This window comes from Mesorhizobium sp. LMG 17147 (assembly GCF_024297145.1).
Taxonomy (GTDB): Bacteria; Pseudomonadota; Alphaproteobacteria; order Rhizobiales; family Rhizobiaceae; genus Mesorhizobium.
Genome location: NZ_JANCTC010000015.1, coordinates 34938 through 53317, shown reverse-complemented (window position 1 = coordinate 53317; position 18380 = coordinate 34938). Strand labels below are relative to the sequence as shown.

The following is an 18380-nucleotide window of genomic DNA, read 5'->3' as shown; positions in this document are numbered from 1 at the left end:
CGTCGATCAACCGGCTTAATGCGGTTGCCGTCACGCGGCCGGAACGGCTGCCGCCTCGAATCTGCTCCGAAGCCCGGATTCGGTCTCCGCTGCCGGCATTATGAGCGTCCGACGCCCATCCGCCACGCCATCCACGATGACATGGCCGATGCCGCGCGAGCACGGCTCGATGCGCGCGTTGAGATGATAAATGTCCCGCAGCAGATGTGAGGTGATGATGTCCCGCGTTGGCCCGCATGCGACCAGCCGGCCGTCCGCGATGACCATTGTCTGATCGCTGAAGCGCAGGGCCTGATTGAGGTCGTGCAGGGCGGTCAGCACGACCATGCCTCGCGCCCTGGCAAGTTCCCGCATGAGACCGAGCACTTCCACCTGCCGCGACAGATCGAGTGCTGATGTCGGTTCGTCCATCAGCAGGACCTCCGGCTCGCGCACCAGCGTCTGTGCCAGGCTGGCGAGTTGCCGCTGGCCGCCGGAAAGCTCGCCAATGTTGCGGAAAGCGATGTCGGCGATGCCGAGCGCCGCAAGGATCTCGTCGATGCGAGCCAGATCATCGTCGCCCACGGACCAGCCCATACCCTGCTTGCGGGCGAGCAACACTGACTCATAGACGGTGAGCACCGCGTTGGCGGACGTTTCCTGTGGCATGTAGCAGATGCCGCTCGTCCCGCGAATGGCCCCCTCGACATGCATTGCTCCCGGTCCGTGCAGGAGGCCGGCGATGCGCCTGAAGAGCGTCGACTTCCCGGCGGCATTCGGACCGATCACGGCCACAATGTCTCCGCCCTCGAACACTGGCGTCGTCACATCCCGAAGCCGGAGGCTCGTGCCGTAGCGCGCGCCCAGCGCCTCAAGCCGGATCGTCACCATGAGCGCCTCGTGCTGGACAGGATGAGCGAGATGAAGAAGGGGATGCCGATCAGCGAGGTGACGATGCCGATCGGGAAGACTGTCCCCGGGATAAGCGACTTGCTGACGACCGAGCTGGCCGACAGGATGAGCGCGCCCGCGAGCGCCGAGGCGGGCAGGAAGAAGCGTTGGTCCTCGCCGATGACCATGCGCGCGATGTGCGGGCCCACGAGGCCGATAAAACCTATGGTGCCGACGAAGGCGACGGGAATGGCGGCGAGGAGGCTCACCAGGATGAGCGTCTCGAGCCGCAGGCGACCGACTTTGACGCCGAAGCTGGCCGCCTTGTCCTCACCGAGCCTCAACGCCGTCAGCGCCCAGACGCGCCGGGCGAAAATGGGTAACACTGCGAGGAGAATGAATGTGGTGACCGCAAGCTTAGGCCAGGTGGCCTTGGTGAGGCTGCCCATTGTCCAGAAGACGACTGCCGCCAGCGCTTCCGCCGACGCGAAAAACTGGACGAGCGCGAGCAGCGCGTTGAAGGTGAAAACCAGCGCGATGCCGAGCAGCACGATGGTCTCCGCGCTGACGCCGCGCTTGACGCTCAGCACGTGAATTAGGAATGCCGCCAGCATCGCCATCACGAAGGCGTTGATCGGCACTACATACTCGACTGCGGCGGGGACAAGCCTCACTCCGAAGGCAAGCGCAAGCGCGGCGCCGAAGCTCGCGGCGGCGGATATGCCGAGCGTGAAGGGGCTCGCCAGCGGGTTATTGAGGATGGTCTGCATCTGCGCGCCGGCCACGGCGAGCGCCGCCCCTACGACAATCGCCATCAGGGCCACCGGCATGCGGATATCCCAGAGCACCACGCGTACCTGCTGCGGCACGGTGTCGGGGAACACAAGGGCCCGCACGACCTCACCGAGGTCGTAGCGGGCGGGACCGACCGCAAGGTCGACGCACAGGCTGAAGAGCAGGGCAGCGCCGAGGCCGGCAAGGATCAACTGCCGCCGCCAGACGAGAGCGCGGTAACGCCCTCGTCCATCGGTGCTGTCGAGCGCGGTGCTGACGGCCGCCGATTCAATCGACATCGGTCAGCGAGACCCAGTGGCCGGGCCTGTATGCGATGGGCAGGAATTTCTTGTGCAACTCGCTGAAGGTCGCCTCAGGATCAAGGTCGGCGAAAAGATCGGGATGCAGCCACTTCGCCATCTGCTGGATGGCCACGAACTGATAAGGACTGTTGTAGAACTGATGCCAGATGGCATGCACCGCGCCGTCCTCGACGGCCTTCACGCCGGTCAGCGCCGGCCGCTCGGTCAGCGCCTTCAGCTTGCGCCCCGCCTCCGCCTCATCACGGCCGGGGCCGACGCCGACCCAGGCACCGCCCGGTACATAGGCTTCCCACGAGCCGCCGGTGACGATGATCTGATCCGGGTCGGAGGCGATGATCTGTTCGGGATTGAGTGTGCCGAAGGTGCCGGGGATCATGGCCTTGGCGATGTTGTCACCGCCTGCCATCTCAACGAATTTGCCGAAATTGTCGTCGCCGAAGCTCATGCAGCAATCGTCCGAATAGCCGCCGGCGCGTTCAATGAAGACCTTGGGCCTTTCCGGCTTGGCCTTCTCGATTACGTCGGTAACGCGCGCGATCTCGGCGGCGCGCCAGGTGATGAACTCCTCGGCGGGCTCCTCCTTGCCGAACAGCCTGCCAAAAAGGCGCATGCTGGGTTCGGTGTTGGTAAAGGGACGCTCGCGGAAATCGACATAAACCAACGGAATGCCGGCAGCGGTGAGTTTCTCGATATACTTGGCGTCTTCCGTGGCCTGCTTCGACTCGATGTTCATCACGATGACGTCGGGCTTGAGCGATATCGCCTGCCCGACGTCGAAAGTGCCGTCCTTGAAACCGCCGAATGTGGGGATATTCGCCATTCTTGGGAATTTTTCCAGATAGGCGGCGTAGTTGTCCGGATCTGCTTGGCTGAAATCCTCGCGCCAGCCAGCGATGCGCTTGAACGGATCCTCGGTGTCGAGCGCCGCGACGAGATAGACCTGCCGGCCCTCACCCAGGATTACCCTCTCGACAGGGACGTTCACCTTGACCTGGCGGCCCGTGATGTCAGTCACTGCAATCATTTCGGCCCTGGCGGCCAGCGTCATCGACAGGGCGACGATGGCGGCCGCCATCGTCGCTGCTGGGATCTTTCCGGAATTCATCGCGCCCTCTCTTGAATGGATTAGCCAGAGGTGGCTTATAAAAGATGACTTCAATCGACACCCGGCTCGCCGCAATTCATCGTGCGCAGGCACGGCACATGAGCTTCCTCAGGGCGCTGGAACGCTCGACGCAGCATCGCTACGCGATCTGCGCGACCAAGTCGGCCCGGTAGTTGGGGAATTCTAACGATTTTGCACAACCATCTATCGGCCATCGTCGGCTCGCACCCCGCCATTCTGATCTGACATCCGTACCGCAGAATCCAATTGCTCGCAGCGGCCTCTAAAGACGCGACAGCACAGGGCGAAAGACCAGCGCGGAAAGAGACTTAGAAAAGAAGCTGTACGGATTGTCCCTGCGCCGAGAGCAGATTGACGGTCTTCCGGTCAAACGAGACGAAAGTCTCCCCGCCAAGCCAGCCGCCGTCAAAAGCGATCACGCCGTCCGCGAAATCGCCGCCGGCATCGAGGACTGACAGCCCTGCCTCAACTGCCGGCCGGTTGACGACAACATTCGCGGTGTTCAGCAACGCCCGAATCGCCGCGGCAATATTTTCGCGCTCCGTCTGGTACTGCCGGGCCAGAACCCAGGCGAACTCGCACAAGGCCTGCAAGCTCACGGCCACGATGTCCGCTTTGGCCAGCAGGTCGACGGCAATGGCCGCCTGCGCCTCATCATCGGCGACATAGGCGCGCAGCAGCACATTCGTGTCGGCCGTAACCCTCATTCCTTGCCGGACCCGGCCGCAGCGCCCGCTTCCGCTATCGCCTCGTTGATCTCCTCGATGCTGAGCACCCGGCCGTTCGTCTTGCCTCTGAGGAAGCCGTGGAGGTCCCGGAACGACCCCTTCGCCCGTGCAGCCCTCAATTCCGCCCGACCGTCGGGCAGCAGATCAAGCTCGATCTTCTCGCCCGGTTTGATGCCCAAATGTTGCAGCACGTCCTTGCGGAAGGTCACCTGTCCCCTTGTCGTCACTGTCAACGTTGCCACGTTAAAAATTTCCTGTTCTCGCGATAAGATAATGCAAATCTGCATTATTATCAATACAGATGGTCGGGGGCCAAGCTTGGCCATGCGGCGACTGAATGGCATTGATGCCTTTTAGAAAGCCGTCAGGCATCGTGGATTCGCGCTCGCCCCCTCGTTCGACTGATTCTGATGTTGGCCGAACCGGTTGATCTGCCCTGCGACGTCGGACGGAGGGCCCTCTTTGCCGAGCAGATACTCTACGTCGCATTTATTGGCCGTAAGTTGTCAGTCCGCTACATCAAGTTCGAGCCAGAGATTAAGAAGAACGGAGCCATCGCCGCATAGGCGTCTGCCTGCGTGGGTCTGGACGGACTCACTCATGCGCAATATGAATTATGAATGGAGATGAGGCCTGCCGTGGCGCCGCGTCGCTAAGGCAGGTGGCGTTCGTTCAATGCTGTTGCGCCGGGCGGGTTGGCCTTCTGGTCTAACGCTGCCCGCAGAAGTGTCGATATCAGGGGATCTGGTCATGACCGACAACAAGCCAGACGTTACCAAGGATTGGCAAGCGACGCAGGGCCAGAAGTCCTCCGCCACGCGTCTTCGCCTTTTCGCCGCACTCTCGTGGATCGTCGCTATTGGCGGCGAGATCTACGGAATCATGCTGCTTCGCCAGAACAAGTTCGACCAGGCACACCTGCCGCTGGTCATCGGCCTTCTGGTCGGCATCGCGATTTTCGCAATCGCCGGCAACTTGCTGTGGAAGGCGGCCAACAGGCACGATCCGGCCCGTGCATCCGACACGGCCAGGTTCTTCTTCCAAAACCAGCTCGGCGCAATTATCACGCTGATTGCCTTCCTTCCGCTGGTTTTCTTGATCCTCACCGACAAAAACATGGATCCGCGGACCAAGAAGGTTGCCGGCGGCGTCGGCGCTGCGCTGGCCGTGCTCGCAACGGTCATGGGGATCAGTTTCACCCCCCCGTCGGTCGAGCAGTACACCCAGGATATGAACGCATGCGCAGCCCAGATCAAGTCGGGGCAGCCCACCACCGCCTGTTCGCCCGATGTCGCCGCTCAGGCGCAGGCGATCGCGACGGACACCGCCGCGGTAACGGCGGCGACGCGGGACGCGAGCCACCCCGCCGGTCAGGATGTCGTCTACTGGATCGCGCCCGAAAACGGAGCCGCGAAGTCCGCCGAGCCGCATGTTTTCCACCTCTGCGCAGGCGTGAGTCCGCTGAAGGGCAAGACCGTGAATAGTGGCTCCGTGACGGAGGCCTACGCGCAGAACGCCGTCCGCATCACGAAACAGATCGATATGGAACAGAAGCAGTGCGGGTTCACCCCCACAACCAGCACCAACTGAACCTGCCTGCGCTCGATCGCGTCTATCGGGGCCACAGCGCCAGCCCGGAGAACAATGATGCATAGATGGACGGTGTGTATACCCGTAGGGGGTTAAAGGCCCCTACGATCGGCTTTAGAGGAGACTACGTCGATGACGAACGTGCGCGCCCTTGTCCTCGAACGCCAACACGAACTCAAGCTGCGTGACATCGATCTGCCACAGACCGTCGGCCCGGGCGAAGTTCGCATCAAAATCCACACTGTCGGCATCTGCGGCTCCGACGTGCACTACTACACGCATGGCCGCATCGGCCCGTTCGTGGTCGAAGCGCCGATGGTCTTGGGCCATGAAGCCGCCGGCACCGTCGTCGAAACGGGGGAAGGCGTCGAGCATCTGAAGGTCGGCGACCGCGTCTGCATGGAGCCGGGTATCCCCGATCCCAATTCGCGGGCGAGCCGGCTCGGCCTCTACAATATCGATCCAGCGGTCAGGTTCTGGGCAACGCCGCCAATCCACGGCGTGCTGACGCCCTATGTCGTCCACCCCGCCAACTACACTTTCAAACTGCCCGACAATGTCAGCTTCGCCGAGGGCGCCATGGTGGAGCCCTTCGCTGTCGGAATGCAGGCGGCGGCCAAAGCGAAGATTGCGCCGGGTGACACCGCGGTGGTGATTGGGGCCGGGCCGATCGGCACGATGGTGGCGATCGCCGCGCTGGCCGGCGGCTGCGCCCGCGCCATCGTCGCCGATCTCGCCCAACCCAAGCTCGAAATTGCGGCCGGCTACCAGGGTGTGATCCCGGTCAACATCCGCGACAAGAGCCTGCCCGCGGAGGTCAAGCGCCTGACCGACGGCTGGGGCGCCGACGTGGTGTTTGAATGCTCGGGCTCGTCCAAGGCATGGGAGACCCTGCTCGATCTGCCGCGGCCCGGTGGTACCCTGGTGGTGGTCGGCCTGCCGGTCGCGCCGGTGGCGTTCGACATCGCTACGGCCTCTACCAAGGAAATCCGCATCGAGACGGTATTCCGCTATGCCCACCAATATGACCGGGCGATCGCACTGATGGGATCGGGCCGCGTCGATCTCAAACCATTGATTTCGGCGACCTTCCCCTTCGAAGACTCCATCACCGCCTTCGACCGCGCAGTCGAAGCCCGGCCGGCGGACGTAAAGCTTCAGATCCAATTGCCGGATTAAGGGGACGCTGTTTTCTACAGAGCGGCTGGTTCGGCAACCCATATGTCTCGTATCATCTCGTATGGTCCGGCGAACCCAAGGATAAAACCCAGAAACGACTTCGTCGCACCTTGCGCTCCTCTAGTCCCCGGGGGCAGGAGTTCGAATCTATTCGGACGGGCCACCTTCTCGGCCACCATCCTCCGGTCCATCGCCGCGCAGTCATTTGGTGCCGATGCCAATATTGACGGGGTTTCTGAGAATGGCCGAGCCGTCATCGCCGGCCCGTTCACGCACCATGGAATCGAGCGTCTGGCGAATGACCACGCGCTCGCCTTCGCTCAACGCGAGGCTGCCAAGCACGTCCTCGACAATCGGATTGCTCCACACGATCCAATCCCATAGCTCAGCGCCTGACTTGAACGCTGTGCTCTCGGTGATCGTCTCGACATTAAGGTCCTTCAGCCCGGCCTTCGCCAGTTCGCGGGCAAGCCGCTCTGGATCGCTGAGCTGGAACGGCAGCGGCGTCGGGTCCATGGGCGGACCATTGAAGTCCGGTCGTACCGCCTGAATGGCCCCGACCAGGAATGCGAGAAAGTCGATCCGATGCGGATCGCCATAGGCAATGACCAGCACCCGCCCTCCAGGTTTGACAACCCGCGTCATCTCCCGAATGCCCTTCGGCATGTCGGGAAAGAGCATGACCCCAAACTGAGACCCCGCCATGTCAAAGCTGTCGTCGTCAAAGGCAAGCGCATGCCCGTCCATCACGCGGGTGTCGATTTCCAGGCTTTCGCGGCTGGCGCGCTCTCGCAACAGGCGGAGCATGACGGGCGACTGATCGACGGCGAGTACCTCGGCACCGATCCGAGCTGCCGGGATACTGAGCGCGCCGCTGCCGGATGCAATGTCTAGAAGGCGCATGCCCGCGCGGAGCCCTGCCCTGACCAGACTCTCATTGCCAAGCCACATCTGTGTTTCGGTATTCGTCCGATCGTAACCCGAGGCAATTCGGTCCCAAGCCTCACGTGTGTCCGGCAGCGCCTGAGGAGCCGCGGATCCGGCTGCGGTAAGAGCAGCCCGCAGCACCTTTACAAATTCGGCAGGCTGCTCGATCGGCGGATCATCGGCGGCGCCGTCGATAATGTGGAGCGGCCACCCAAATCGGACGCTCGCCGCTTCCGCTACAGGCAATGGGGTGGCAAGATCGTGCCGCCCCCAGATCAGGAAGGTCGGGATTCTGATGCGCGCCAGTTCCTCTGATGGGATTGCGGGAAATCCGAACTGCTCCATCAGACCTTGCTGGGTCGGCTTCAACTCCGGCGCCTGCGCGCGATCGAGATTGTAGGCTCGCAGCCGCTCCCAGTTCTCGCCCATATGATCACGCAGCGCGTCGAGGTCGAAGGCGCATTGCTGCCAGAGGCGGTCATGGCTTTCCGGACTTGGCTCCATGATGAACGCGGAGAGGGCCGCACCGAATTCAGGCGCCGGCTGAAACGGCGCAAGGCCGAGCGCGTCCGACAGCACCAAGCAGCGGAGCTGGTTACCGTGCTTGGCGGCAAAGCGAGCAGCAATTGCGGCGCCGAGAATTTGGCCGACAAGAATGGGCGGCGTTGGGCAGGTGCGTTCGATGAGTTGGCCAAGCCACGCGAGAACACGATCGGGATGAATCGGTCCCTCGAGGGTCCCCGACGTGCCGTGGCCCGGCAGATCGGGTGCGATTACGTGATGCGTTCTCACAAGCTCCGGAAGAATTCTCAGCCACTTTGCTGCATGTTCTCCTGGGCCATGCAACAGCACGATCGGTGATCCCGCGCCCCCTTCCAGTAGCACGGTCGAGATGCCGGCCAATTCGAGCCGCCGTTCGGCGATCGATAGCCCGGTGAGCAGGCGCTTGCGCGCAGCTTCTCCGGATATGGGGTTCGAATCAATCGCCGCCGGGGTGGCGGTGTAACCTTCAACGTGAGTCATCATGGCCTCCCTAATGTTGATAGGACGATTTCGTCTTGCGCGTGCCGCCCGGCCTCTTGGGTTGCTCACGCGCCAGAGCTTGAGCTGCGAGCGCTTGACACGCTGATCTCGGTTCGCGCGAGCCCCAATCCGAACCACAACGTCCAAAGGGCCATCACGAAAGACGACGCAACCCAGACGAGGCTGCCCAGCCAGATGCCGAACCACATGCCCAACGGCCAGCCGGCAAAGGCAGCAAGCCCGGCCACAACTCCGACCAGTGACGCCCAGGTCGGCGTTATCTGTTGCCGGCTCAGCGCCTCATTGCCGGCGATCACGACAACCGCCAGACATAGGAACATGAATCCGTTGGCCTTGCCTTCGGCGAACGCCCACCAGGCCGAGAAGCGCGCCATATCGTTGGCGGCGGCGGCATCGGCGACGGTGGTGGCCTCGGCCACGGCGGTGGTCATTGTCCAGAGGGCGCCGACCGGCACCACCGCCCAGGCGGATAGGGTCCACCAGTGTTCGGTCAGGCGAGAGCCCGCGGTCAGCACGATCAGGCTCGCGACGACGAACAGCGACAGTGCTGCCGCGGCGGCCCAATGCACGACCACCCACAGGGTGACGTTGTTGGCGATGATGTGCATTTGAAGGGCGAGGTCGGGATGAATCGGCCCGTGACCGACCAGGACGAAACCCAAGAGTACAGAAGCAATTGCAAGCCAGGCGCCCGCGACCCGCATCCCGGTATCGGTACGTGACATCGCTTCCTCCTTTCATTGTGGCCGGATGTTTGCAGCACGATCACTGCGTCCGTCCTGCAGTCTGCAGGCGAGTTGCGCCGAGGCGGCGCGCATCCATAGCCGACAGGTGCAAGCTTAGGCCGGAAGGGAAGGCGGCGCTTCGGGCGAACCACCCAATCGGCGCCGACTATGCATGGGTGATTCCACCCATGCCGGGCACGCTCAGACTAGGCGGTGCTCGTAGGCCCAAGCGGTGGCGGCGGTGCGAGTGGGGACGTCGAGCTTGTTGAAGATGTTGCTTGCGTGCCTGTCTACTGTCTTTCCGCTCAAATGCAGTTCGTTGGCGATTTCCTTGTTGGTTTTGCCAGAAGCGATCAGGCGGAGGACTTGCAACTCGCGGGCAGAGAGACTGCTGGCTTCCTCCGACCGCATGTCAAGCAGGGCATCGATGCGAGAAACGTCGGGCGTGGCACCAAGCTGCTGAAATACCGTCCGTGCTGCCTGCAGCTCCAGTGTCGCGCCGTCTTCGTCACCGAGGGCGCGGTATGCCAGGCCCATGGTGACGCGTACGCGCGCTGCTTCGTATGGTGCGTCGACTTGCTGCCACTCCTCTATTGCCCGGCGCAGACAAATCGCCGCGGCCTGCGCTTCGCCTTCTGCCAGTTCCACCGCTCCCCGCGTGTGGGCGGCAAGGGCGCGCAACGGTTCGGTTCCGTAGCTTTTTGCAACCTCCGACAGTTCGTGGCAGGCACGGCGCGCTTCCTCGATGTCGTCAGCCGCCAGCATGATCTCGACGTGAGCTGGCAACAGCCGAATGCGCTTCACTTCGTCGGTCGTCCCGGCCATGACGCGCCGGATTGCGGCCACAGCCGCATCGATGTGCCTTTCGGCCAACCGCAACAGGGCAAGGCCCGGCTGCGGTTCGAAGCCATATTGGCTTGCACTCCGATATGCCCGTTCGGCCGCTTCAAAGTCTCCACGGAGGCGGTGTACTTCCGCCAACTGGTACCACGCCCCAGCCGTATCTTTTCGATTATTTGACTGCGTCAAACGCTCCACGGCATGCTGCGCTTCGTCGATTGCATCCTGCCATGCGCCGCTGAGCCGCTTGATTTCAGCGCGATGCATCAGGCAGGTGCCGCTAAAACTGATCAGCTGGGGCTGTTCCGAGCACCATCGCCCCAGAGCGGAAGTCCATTCGCGTGCGCGACCCAGAGCATGGACTTGCTGACACGCTTCGATCACGCTGCAGTAGATCAAGCCGGTAAAAAGCGGCGACAATTCGCCGGCCGTGACCGAAACCATCGCCTCATCGAGAAGCGCGAAAGCTTCTGTGGTCCGCCGCTGACGTAACAGAACACGGCCCTGCAGGTGCCGCGCACAGGCAACGAGATCCGCGTCCGCAAAGCGCTCGCCAATCTCGACTGCGGCGCTGGCCGCAGCGTAGGATGCCTCAAGGTTGCCGGCAGCAAGATGCTGTTCGACGCGGGGCAGCATCAGATAACCCTGTTCGACGCAATCATTTGGCTCGCGTTCGAGCAGTCGATGGGCCCGTCCAAACCAGCCGGTCGCCGGAGCCATCTCCCCACGAAAGACAAGACGCAGGCCCAGCCAGAAGGCGCAGCGGGCGGCGCGATGATATTCGCCAGCATCGAGATATGCATGATGGGTTCGCTCCAGGGCCCGCAGGTACTCCTCGTCGCGCCCGGTCAAATAGGCCGACATCGCCAGCCGTTCGAGATCATCCACGGCAAGCGGAGCCGTCTCATCGGCGCGCGAGAGGAACCTATAGGCGTCGCCCCACGCCCTTTCTTCGTAAGTCTCACGACCGAGGGCGAGCTGATCCGTCTCTTCCAAGGAGCCGCTGTTGCATTGCTGTCGATCTGAGCTGCCCATCCAGTTGGCTCCGCAGACGAACAGAAATCCTAGCCATCAATGGCTACTTTCCGAGACGGAGTATAGCATGATCGAGCACGAATGACCGGAATGCACTTATGCGCTCTGAATGAGAGCGTTCCGGACGACAGCAACAGGTCGGATCGCGACGCTCGCCGCACAAGATGCAAATGTCGTCTCATGACGCGACCAAGCCATCCGACGACCTCCGCGCAACGGGCCGACCTTATCCCTCCCCTCCTGGCCTTAGCATCTGCGGCCGGTGATCTGGTGCGATCTCTGCAGCAAGCGCTCGCTATGTTATCGGAGTAGGCTAGGCGCAACCAAACGCTGCTATTTTGCGAAACCTCGACGAGGTGGTGGAGCACCATCTCCTCACCCGCCGATTTGGATTGTCAGTAGGCCACCCCTGGTCAATCAAATCAAAGCAATGCGTGCAGGTTCGCCATCTTGGACGTGGTTAACCGAGGGAACAAATAACCGCTAAGACGACAATGATGGGTGAGCCGGAGGGAGTTCCAAAAGCCCGGAGTATCCTCCCGATCTCCTCGATGCGTTCTGTAGCTTTCCTTGGGCTGCCAGAGTTGACGGCAGCCCTGAGCGCTTTTGATGCTGACACACGGCATTTACCGGCGGCGTTCCCTCCAAAAACAACTCCATACCTGGCGATGACGGCATCCTCTGGGACAGGAGCAAACCCCTTGAGCGCTGACGGAACCGACACTTGACAAATCGGCGGCCGTCCGACACGTTCTTAACAAAAGGCACAACAAACTTACAAAAGTTCAAGTTGGCACAATCTGGCCGATAGGGAGAAGGCCGATGCGTCTCTGTGACCGAGCGGAGATTTGCGCGTGAGCACGCCGACCGTGACCCGCGAAACGCCCAGATGGGCCCTGCCCCGGTTCATGACGGCCGAGCATCCTTTCCCCTGGCTCGCGCCGATCACGGTGATGCTTCTCGTTTTCGGCATCTACCCCCTCGCCTATTCAGTCTGGCTGTCGTTTCACAAACGCAATGTCGTCTCCCGGCAACTTGACTTCGCCGGGCTCCACCAATGGACGCGTGCCTTCTCGGATGCGCGTATGTGGCATTCGTTGGAGACCACGCTGATCTACACCTTCGTCGCGCTTGCGGTTCAGCTTGCGCTCGGCATCCTCATCGCGCTTCTGCTTGACACCGATCGCAAAGGTTACGGGGTGCTGCGGGCGCTAATGACACTGCCGCTGGTGGTGCCGCCTGCGGTGACCGGAATGATGTTCCTGCTGATGCAGGACGGCTCTTTCGGCGTCCTGTCGTTCTACCTGTATGCCCTCGACTTGATCTCGCCGGCACAGCCGATCCTGACGCAGCCCGGAACCGCATTGGCGGCGATCCTGCTGGCTGACATATGGCAATGGACGCCGTTCATGGTGCTTATCATCCTGGCAGGGCTCAGGGCGCTGCCGAAGGAACCGTTCGAAGCCGCGGCGATCGACGGCGCCACTGGCATCCAGACGTTCTGGCGGCTCACATTGCCGATGCTGCGCAAGGTGATAGCGGTCGCGGTGCTGATCCGCGGCGTCGATCTCTTTCGCATTTACGACTACGTCTACATCATCACCGCTGGCGGGCCAGGCACGGCCACCGAGACGCTTTCATTCTACGCGGGGCGAATCTACTTCACCGGAGACTTCCCCTATGCCGCGACCCTGTCGCTGATTGTGCTCGTCGTCTTGATCGTCGTGTCGAACGTCTTCGTCAGGCTGTTCAAGGTGAGGTTCTGATGGAGTCGTCGCGCGCCCAAACGATCGCCCGTGACGTGCTCGCCATCCTGGTGGTGGCGATCTTCATGTTCCCGATCGCGTGGTGGGCCCTGTCATCCATCAAACCCTATTCGGCGATCTTCGATCGCAGCGGACCGGTTTACACCGGTTTCACGCCAACGCCTGACAACTACCGCGTGACGTTGCTTGGCGTTTCGCGCGTCGACATCGGCATGGAACAGGGCGGCGAAGCGGCCGGGGTCATCAAGGGGGGCGCCAGTTCCTATGATTCCCGCCAGTCGTTGCTCGACAGCGCCATCATAGCCGTCGGATCGACGGCGCTGACGCTGCTGCTCGCAACTCTGGCCGCCTATTGTCTGTCGCGAATGCAGTTCAGCGGCCAGCAGTCCTTCCTGTTCTGGATCCTCTCGCAGCGCTTCATGCCGCCAATCGCGATCGTCATTCCGATCGTTTTCATGTTCCGCGATCTCGGCTTGCGCGATACCTATACGGGGCTCATCCTCGTTCACAGTTTGATCAATCTGCCGCTGGCGGTTTTGCTTTTGAAGTCGTTCTTCGACGACGTCCCGCGCGAGGTCGACGAGGCGGCACTGATCGACGGCGCGACGCGCTGGCAGACGTTCCGGCGTGTGGTCCTTCCCATGGTCAAGGGCGGCATCGCTGCGACGGCTGTGCTGTGTTTCATCTTTTCGTGGACCGAGTTCCTGCTCTCACTGTTCCTGACAACGTCGATCCGCACCGTGCCGGTGAAGATCTCGACCTTTGTCACCTCGACCGCAACCGAGTGGGGCTACATCACAGCGCTCGGCACGTCCGCGATCATACCCAGCTTCATCTTTATCCTGCTGGTTCAACGGCATCTGGTCCGCGGCCTCACCCTCGGGTCCCTGAAGGAGTGAGGCGCAGGCGAGAAGAACGACGACAAAAAACGCAACGGAGGAACGATCATGAGCTTCAGAGAACACGACAAGAAGACATTCGTCGCCGATTCCTGCAACGACTTTACGGCGCGCCGAATAACCAAACGCGACTTCATGAAGAAGATGGCGCTCGCCGGTGTCGGCTTTTCTGCCTTCGGATCAGCCATGCTAGGTGGCGGCCGCACCAATCGGGGGATCCTGGGCCTCGGGGTTGAAGAAGCCCGCGCCCAGGACGCCGATATGTTGAAGTGGCTGGCCGATGTCGGCAAACCGTATGCCGGCACCAAAATCCGCTACACTTCGGAAGCGACGCCGCCAACGATCGTCGCCAACCAGCTTGTCGCGGGTGAATTCACCAAGGCCACCGGCATTGAGGTGGAAGTCGAGATCGTGCCGCTGGAGCAGGTTCTCGCCAAGGCCACGCAAGATGTGCAGGGCCAGCTTGGCACCTACGACGTCTACTATCTCGACCAGTCCTGGATGGCGACGTTTGCACAGGATGTCGTCGATCCGCGCGAGTATTATGACCAGAACAAGAACCTGGCGATGCCCAACTTCGACTGGGACGATTTCTCCAAGCCGCTGGTCGACGGCATCGCCATGTACAACGGCAAGCAGTGCGGAATCCCGTTCGATATTCCGATCTTCATCTTGATGTACCGCAAGGATCTTTTCGACAAACACAACATTGCGCTGCCGACAGACCTCGACGCCTACCTCAAGGCCGTGCAGGCGCTCACTGAGGCAGAAAAAAGCAACGGCATCTTCGGCACCGCGTGCCAGGCGAAGTCCGGCCACTATTCGCTGGAATGCGACTGGACCTTCGCCTTGTGGGGCCATGGCGGGTCGATCTTCAACAAAGACAAGAAATTTGTCGGCAATGACGAGCGCGGCGTGGCCGGGCTGCAATTCTATCAGGAGCTGGTCAAGAACTCGCCGCCCTCGGCGACGACATGGACCTGGGACGGCCAGGGACAGGCACTGACACAGGGTCAGGCCGCGATGGCAATCACCTGGGGCGAAGATTTCCCCGGCTTCGACGCCAACGATTCCAAGGTCAAAGGCTTGTTCGAGGCCCTGCCCGCGCCCAAGGAGGTTCCCGGTCGTCGCGCCGCCGCCGATTGCGGCTTCAACGAAATCCCGGCCGTTGGTCACCAGGGCGGCTCGACGATTTCGCTGTCGCAATATTCCAAGAACAAGGAAGCGGCATGGCTGTTCATGCAGTGGGTCTGCTCGAAGGATGTGATGGCGCGGGTATCGACGCTCGGCGGCGGCGCCTCGCCGATGCGCAATTCTTCCTTCACCGATCCTCGCGTGAAGGCGAAGGCCGTTGTCGGGCCTGGAACGACACGCCACTTCGACGCGATCAAATACACGATCGACAACCAGATGGGATCGGAGCCGGACATGCCGATCTGGGCGGATCTGTCGAACAACGACATTCCGGTTGAGCTCGGCAAACTGCTTACGGGCCAAGACTATGGCGGCAATGCCAAGGCGTGCCTCGATGCCATTGCCGGCATTGTCGACGGCAAAGTCAAGGACGCCGGTCTTTAGCGACTCGTCGGTGATTTGGGCGAAGGCGGCTTCCACCGCCCTCGCCCTTTGGCAATGTGGCGGCAATGGTTCCGGATCTCGTCATCGGCATCGATTCCTCGACCTCGGCAACCAAGGCGATCGCCTGGGACCGCAATGGGCTGGCCGTGGCTGAAGGTCGTGCACCGCTTGCAATGTCCAACCCGCGGCCGGGCTATTTCGAGCAGGATCCGGCCGCGTGGTGGGCCTCGACGGTGACGGCGCTTCGTGCTGTCGCCGCAACAGTTTCGCCGGCACGCATTGCCGCCCTTGCGATTGCCAACCAGCGCGAAAGCTTTGGCCTTTTCGACGAGCAGGGCCAGGCGGTCGGGCCGGCGACACTCTGGCTCGATGAGCGCGCCCGGCAGAAGGCACGCCGCTTCGGCGAGAGCTTCGGTGCGGCACGCGTCCACGCAATATCCGGCAAGCCGCTGGACGTCATTCCTTGCCTTTACCGCATGATCTGGTTTCGCGAGGAAGAGCCCGAGATTTTTGCCCGCGTGGAGCGAATGGCCGAAGTCCATGGCTATCTGGTCTTTCGCTTGAGCGGCCGGTGGGTGACGTCCACCGCATCCGCCGACCCGATGGGCATACTCGATATGCGAGCTATGGACTGGTCTAACGAAATATTGGACTCCGCGGGCGTGGCGCGGGGAATGATGCCGGACCTGGCGAGGCCCGGCAGCGTTCTGGGCCAACTGACTTCGGAAGCCGCCATACTGACGGGCCTGCGGGAGGGCACGCCGATCGTCGCCGGCGGCGGCGACGGTCAATGCGCCGGAACGGGCGCTGGCGTGTTGCAGCCGCGATGCGCTTACATCAATCTCGGCACGGCGGTCGTCTCCGGCAGCTTTGGCACGGACTACGTCCATGACCAGGCCTTCCGCACCGAGACGGCGGTCGCCGATGATGGCTATATCTACGAGACGTGCCTTCGCGCCGGCACTTTTCTCGTCGACTGGATGGCGCGCGAAATGCTTGGCGTCGATCTGCATGGCGCAAGCGGCCTGGCAGCGCTCGAGGCCGAAGCCGCTGCCAGCCCGATCGGCGCAGGCGGCATAGTGCTTCTTCCCTACTGGCAGGGCGTCATGGACCCGCACTGGGACAGTAGGGCCCGTGGTGTGATTGCCGGGCTGTCCGGCTCGAGCAGCCGCGGCGACATCTATCGTGCCGTGCTGGAAGGCATAGCGCTGCATCAGGCCGCGACAAGTCAGCGGGCAGCCGCAGCTGCCGCCCAGACCATCGGCCAATTCATAGCCATCGGCGGAGGGGCCAAGTCCGACCTGTGGATGCAGATTCTGGCGGATGCACTTGATCGTCCCGTAAAGCGTTCGACGGCGGTGGAAGCCTCCTCGCTTGGCGCGGCGATGGCGGCGGCAAAGGGCGTGGGCTGGTTTTCCACCATCGCCGAAGCGTCGCTCGCAATGGCCAGCGAGCCGGCCAAAACCTTCGAACCGGACGCGAAACGGGCCGCGCTCTACGCCGAACTTCTTGCGATCCATGCCGATCTTTGGCCAACGCTTTCAACCTGGAACCAGCGTCTCGCGGCCTTCATGGAGACCGATCATGGCTGAAGCGAGCAACTGGAACGCCTTGATCGAGGACGTTGTCGCAGGACGCTGGACAGATCCCAAGACAGGCGCAGCCGCGGTCCTGCCGTTCCAGACAATCGAATTGCTGGAGACGACGGAGGGCCGCGAGGGGGATCTCGTTGCGCCTCTGGCGCTAGGCAGCCGCATCGCCGTGGTCTCCGATATCAACACCGTCGATGTGATGGGCAGGCGCGTCGCGAAGGCGCTGCGTGCCATCGCCGAAATCGACGAAATCGTGCTGCCTGACGGCCTCGACTGCGATGAGGCAACGATCCAGATGGTCAGGGAGAAGACGCGTCACGCCGAAGGCGTCGTGGCCGTCGGGTCCGGCGTCCTCAACGACAGCTGCAAGCATGCAACCTTCCTCGACCAGCGGCCCTATGCCGTCTTCGGCACGGCGGCCTCGATGAATGGCTATGGCGCCTCGACAGCGTCGGTGACGTTGGCTTCAGGGCTCAAGATCTCGCTGCCCTCGCATGCTCCGCGAGGCATCTTCCTGGACCTTGGCGTGTCGGCTGCAGCACCCAGTTGGCTCAGCGCCGCCGGGCTTGGCGACAGCCTCTGCCGCTCCACCGCCCAGATCGACTGGTGGGCTTCGCATCGGCTGTTCGGCACTTACTATTCCGAGGTGCCTTATCTGCTTCAGGCGGGCGATGAGGAACCGATGCTGGCCCATGCGCCTGGCCTTGCCAGGCACGACATCACCGCCGTCGGGCATCTCCAGCGCGTCCTGACGCTGTGCTCGATGGGCGTGTGCTTTGCCGGCGTTTCCCATCCCGGGTCCATGGGGGAGCACCAGATCTCCCATTGGGTCGACATGTTCGCGCAAGCGCATCATCCAGGCACCACGCACGGCCAGCAGGTCGGGGTTGCCTCGCTGGTCATGGCGCGTCTGCAAGCGCGGCTGCTGGACATGGAAGAGCCGCCGCAGGCAAAGCCAACCGTCATCGACGAGGCGGCGATGCTGGCCCGCTATGGAGCGCAGCTTGGACCACTTTGCATTGCCGAGATGCGGAAGACAGCACTCGACGCCAGCCAGACGGAAATCTTCAACCGGAAACTCGCGGAAATCTGGCCGGCCCTGCGCCAGGAGCTTCGGCCAATGGCAATGCCGGTTGCCCGCATGGAGGCAGCACTGAAGGCTGCGGGGGGGCCGGTCACTGGCGCGGAACTAGGCCTGCCGCGCGCGCTTTGGCACAATGCCATTCGCTATTCGCGAGAAATCCGCGGCCGCTGGTCCTTTGTCAATCTGGCCGCCGATGCAGGACTCCTGGAAGAATTTCTGGACAGCCAATGGTGAGAGCGCATCCGATCGCCAATGGCTCGCATGGCGAAAATGAGATCCAACCGGCAAGGGCAATCGAAG

The 18380-nt window shown here is 62.3% G+C and carries 16 protein-coding genes; 8 read left to right on the top strand and 8 right to left on the bottom strand.

Annotation, left to right across the window (positions count from 1 at the left end):
* Positions 1-30: 30 nt before the first annotated feature.
* Genes NMG46_RS22765 through NMG46_RS22755 form a run of 3 tightly spaced genes read right to left on the bottom strand, consistent with a single transcriptional unit; the run spans position 31 to position 3042 of the window.
* A complete protein-coding gene (locus NMG46_RS22765; RefSeq protein ID WP_254819771.1) occupies positions 31-870 on the bottom strand; it encodes an ABC transporter ATP-binding protein in 840 nt (279 codons plus the stop codon).
* Positions 864-1943 carry an iron ABC transporter permease gene (locus tag NMG46_RS22760; RefSeq protein WP_254819770.1) on the bottom strand — a complete coding sequence of 360 codons (1080 nt, stop codon included), beginning with the start codon at positions 1941-1943 and terminating at the stop codon, positions 864-866. Before NMG46_RS22760 ends, NMG46_RS22765 begins: the two co-directional genes overlap by 7 nt.
* On the bottom strand, positions 1933-3042 hold the full coding sequence (locus NMG46_RS22755; RefSeq protein ID WP_254819819.1) for an ABC transporter substrate-binding protein: 1110 nt from the start codon (positions 3040-3042) through the stop codon (positions 1933-1935). Before NMG46_RS22755 ends, NMG46_RS22760 begins: the two co-directional genes overlap by 11 nt.
* A 74-nt stretch (positions 3043-3116) precedes the next feature.
* On the opposite strand from NMG46_RS22755, the gene NMG46_RS29755 reads away from it, so the two are divergent.
* Complete coding sequence (locus NMG46_RS29755; protein WP_302896869.1) at positions 3117-3245, top strand: hypothetical protein; 129 nt, start codon at positions 3117-3119, stop codon at positions 3243-3245.
* Between the two features lie 156 nt (positions 3246-3401).
* Here the strand turns inward: NMG46_RS29755 and NMG46_RS22750 are convergent, their stop codons facing one another.
* Together NMG46_RS22750 and NMG46_RS22745 are read right to left on the bottom strand one after the other, a co-directional pair.
* Positions 3402-3800 (bottom strand): type II toxin-antitoxin system VapC family toxin, encoded by a 399-nt coding sequence (locus NMG46_RS22750; RefSeq protein ID WP_254819769.1) that lies wholly within the window; start codon positions 3798-3800, stop codon positions 3402-3404.
* Positions 3797-4063: an AbrB/MazE/SpoVT family DNA-binding domain-containing protein gene (locus tag NMG46_RS22745; protein WP_254819768.1), complete on the bottom strand. Its 267-nt coding sequence runs from the start codon at positions 4061-4063 to the stop codon at positions 3797-3799. The genes NMG46_RS22750 and NMG46_RS22745 overlap by 4 nt, the downstream gene beginning before the upstream one ends.
* Positions 4064-4571: 508 nt before the next feature.
* Between NMG46_RS22745 and NMG46_RS22740 the strand changes: the two genes are divergently transcribed.
* Both NMG46_RS22740 and NMG46_RS22735 read left to right on the top strand, forming a co-directional pair.
* Positions 4572-5411 carry a hypothetical protein gene (locus NMG46_RS22740; RefSeq protein ID WP_254819767.1) on the top strand — a complete coding sequence of 280 codons (840 nt, stop codon included), beginning with the start codon at positions 4572-4574 and terminating at the stop codon, positions 5409-5411.
* Positions 5412-5543: 132 nt separating this feature from the next.
* Positions 5544-6590, top strand: coding sequence for an NAD(P)-dependent alcohol dehydrogenase (locus NMG46_RS22735; protein WP_254819766.1), 1047 nt, complete (start codon positions 5544-5546; stop codon positions 6588-6590).
* Positions 6591-6791: 201 nt separating this feature from the next.
* On the opposite strand, the gene NMG46_RS22730 is transcribed toward NMG46_RS22735, so the two are convergent.
* From NMG46_RS22730 to NMG46_RS29750, 3 genes are all read right to left on the bottom strand, one after another.
* Positions 6792-8540, bottom strand: coding sequence for an alpha/beta fold hydrolase (locus tag NMG46_RS22730; protein WP_254819765.1), 1749 nt, complete (start codon positions 8538-8540; stop codon positions 6792-6794).
* 65 nt (positions 8541-8605) lie between these two features.
* Complete coding sequence (locus NMG46_RS22725; protein WP_254819764.1) at positions 8606-9286, bottom strand: hypothetical protein; 681 nt, start codon at positions 9284-9286, stop codon at positions 8606-8608.
* Positions 9287-9487: 201 nt separating this feature from the next.
* Positions 9488-11161: a helix-turn-helix transcriptional regulator gene (locus NMG46_RS29750; protein ID WP_302896868.1), complete on the bottom strand. Its 1674-nt coding sequence runs from the start codon at positions 11159-11161 to the stop codon at positions 9488-9490.
* Between the two features lie 854 nt (positions 11162-12015).
* Between NMG46_RS29750 and NMG46_RS22715 the strand changes: the two genes are divergently transcribed.
* From NMG46_RS22715 to NMG46_RS22695, 5 genes are all read left to right on the top strand, one after another.
* Entirely contained in the window at positions 12016-12927 is a 912-nt protein-coding gene (locus NMG46_RS22715; RefSeq protein ID WP_254819763.1) for a carbohydrate ABC transporter permease, read from the top strand.
* Positions 12927-13826, top strand: a complete 900-nt coding sequence (locus tag NMG46_RS22710; RefSeq protein ID WP_254819762.1) for a carbohydrate ABC transporter permease — start codon at positions 12927-12929, stop codon at positions 13824-13826. The genes NMG46_RS22715 and NMG46_RS22710 overlap by 1 nt, the downstream gene beginning before the upstream one ends.
* A gap of 48 nt (positions 13827-13874) precedes the next feature.
* Complete coding sequence (locus NMG46_RS22705; RefSeq protein ID WP_254819761.1) at positions 13875-15404, top strand: ABC transporter substrate-binding protein; 1530 nt, start codon at positions 13875-13877, stop codon at positions 15402-15404.
* 65 nt (positions 15405-15469) lie between these two features.
* The gene (locus NMG46_RS22700; RefSeq protein ID WP_254819760.1) at positions 15470-16996 is read left to right on the top strand and encodes an FGGY-family carbohydrate kinase; all 1527 of its coding nucleotides are present in this window, start codon (positions 15470-15472) and stop codon (positions 16994-16996) included.
* Positions 16989-18314 (top strand): iron-containing alcohol dehydrogenase, encoded by a 1326-nt coding sequence (locus NMG46_RS22695; protein ID WP_254819759.1) that lies wholly within the window; start codon positions 16989-16991, stop codon positions 18312-18314. Before NMG46_RS22700 ends, NMG46_RS22695 begins: the two co-directional genes overlap by 8 nt.
* Positions 18315-18380: the final 66 nt, after the last annotated feature.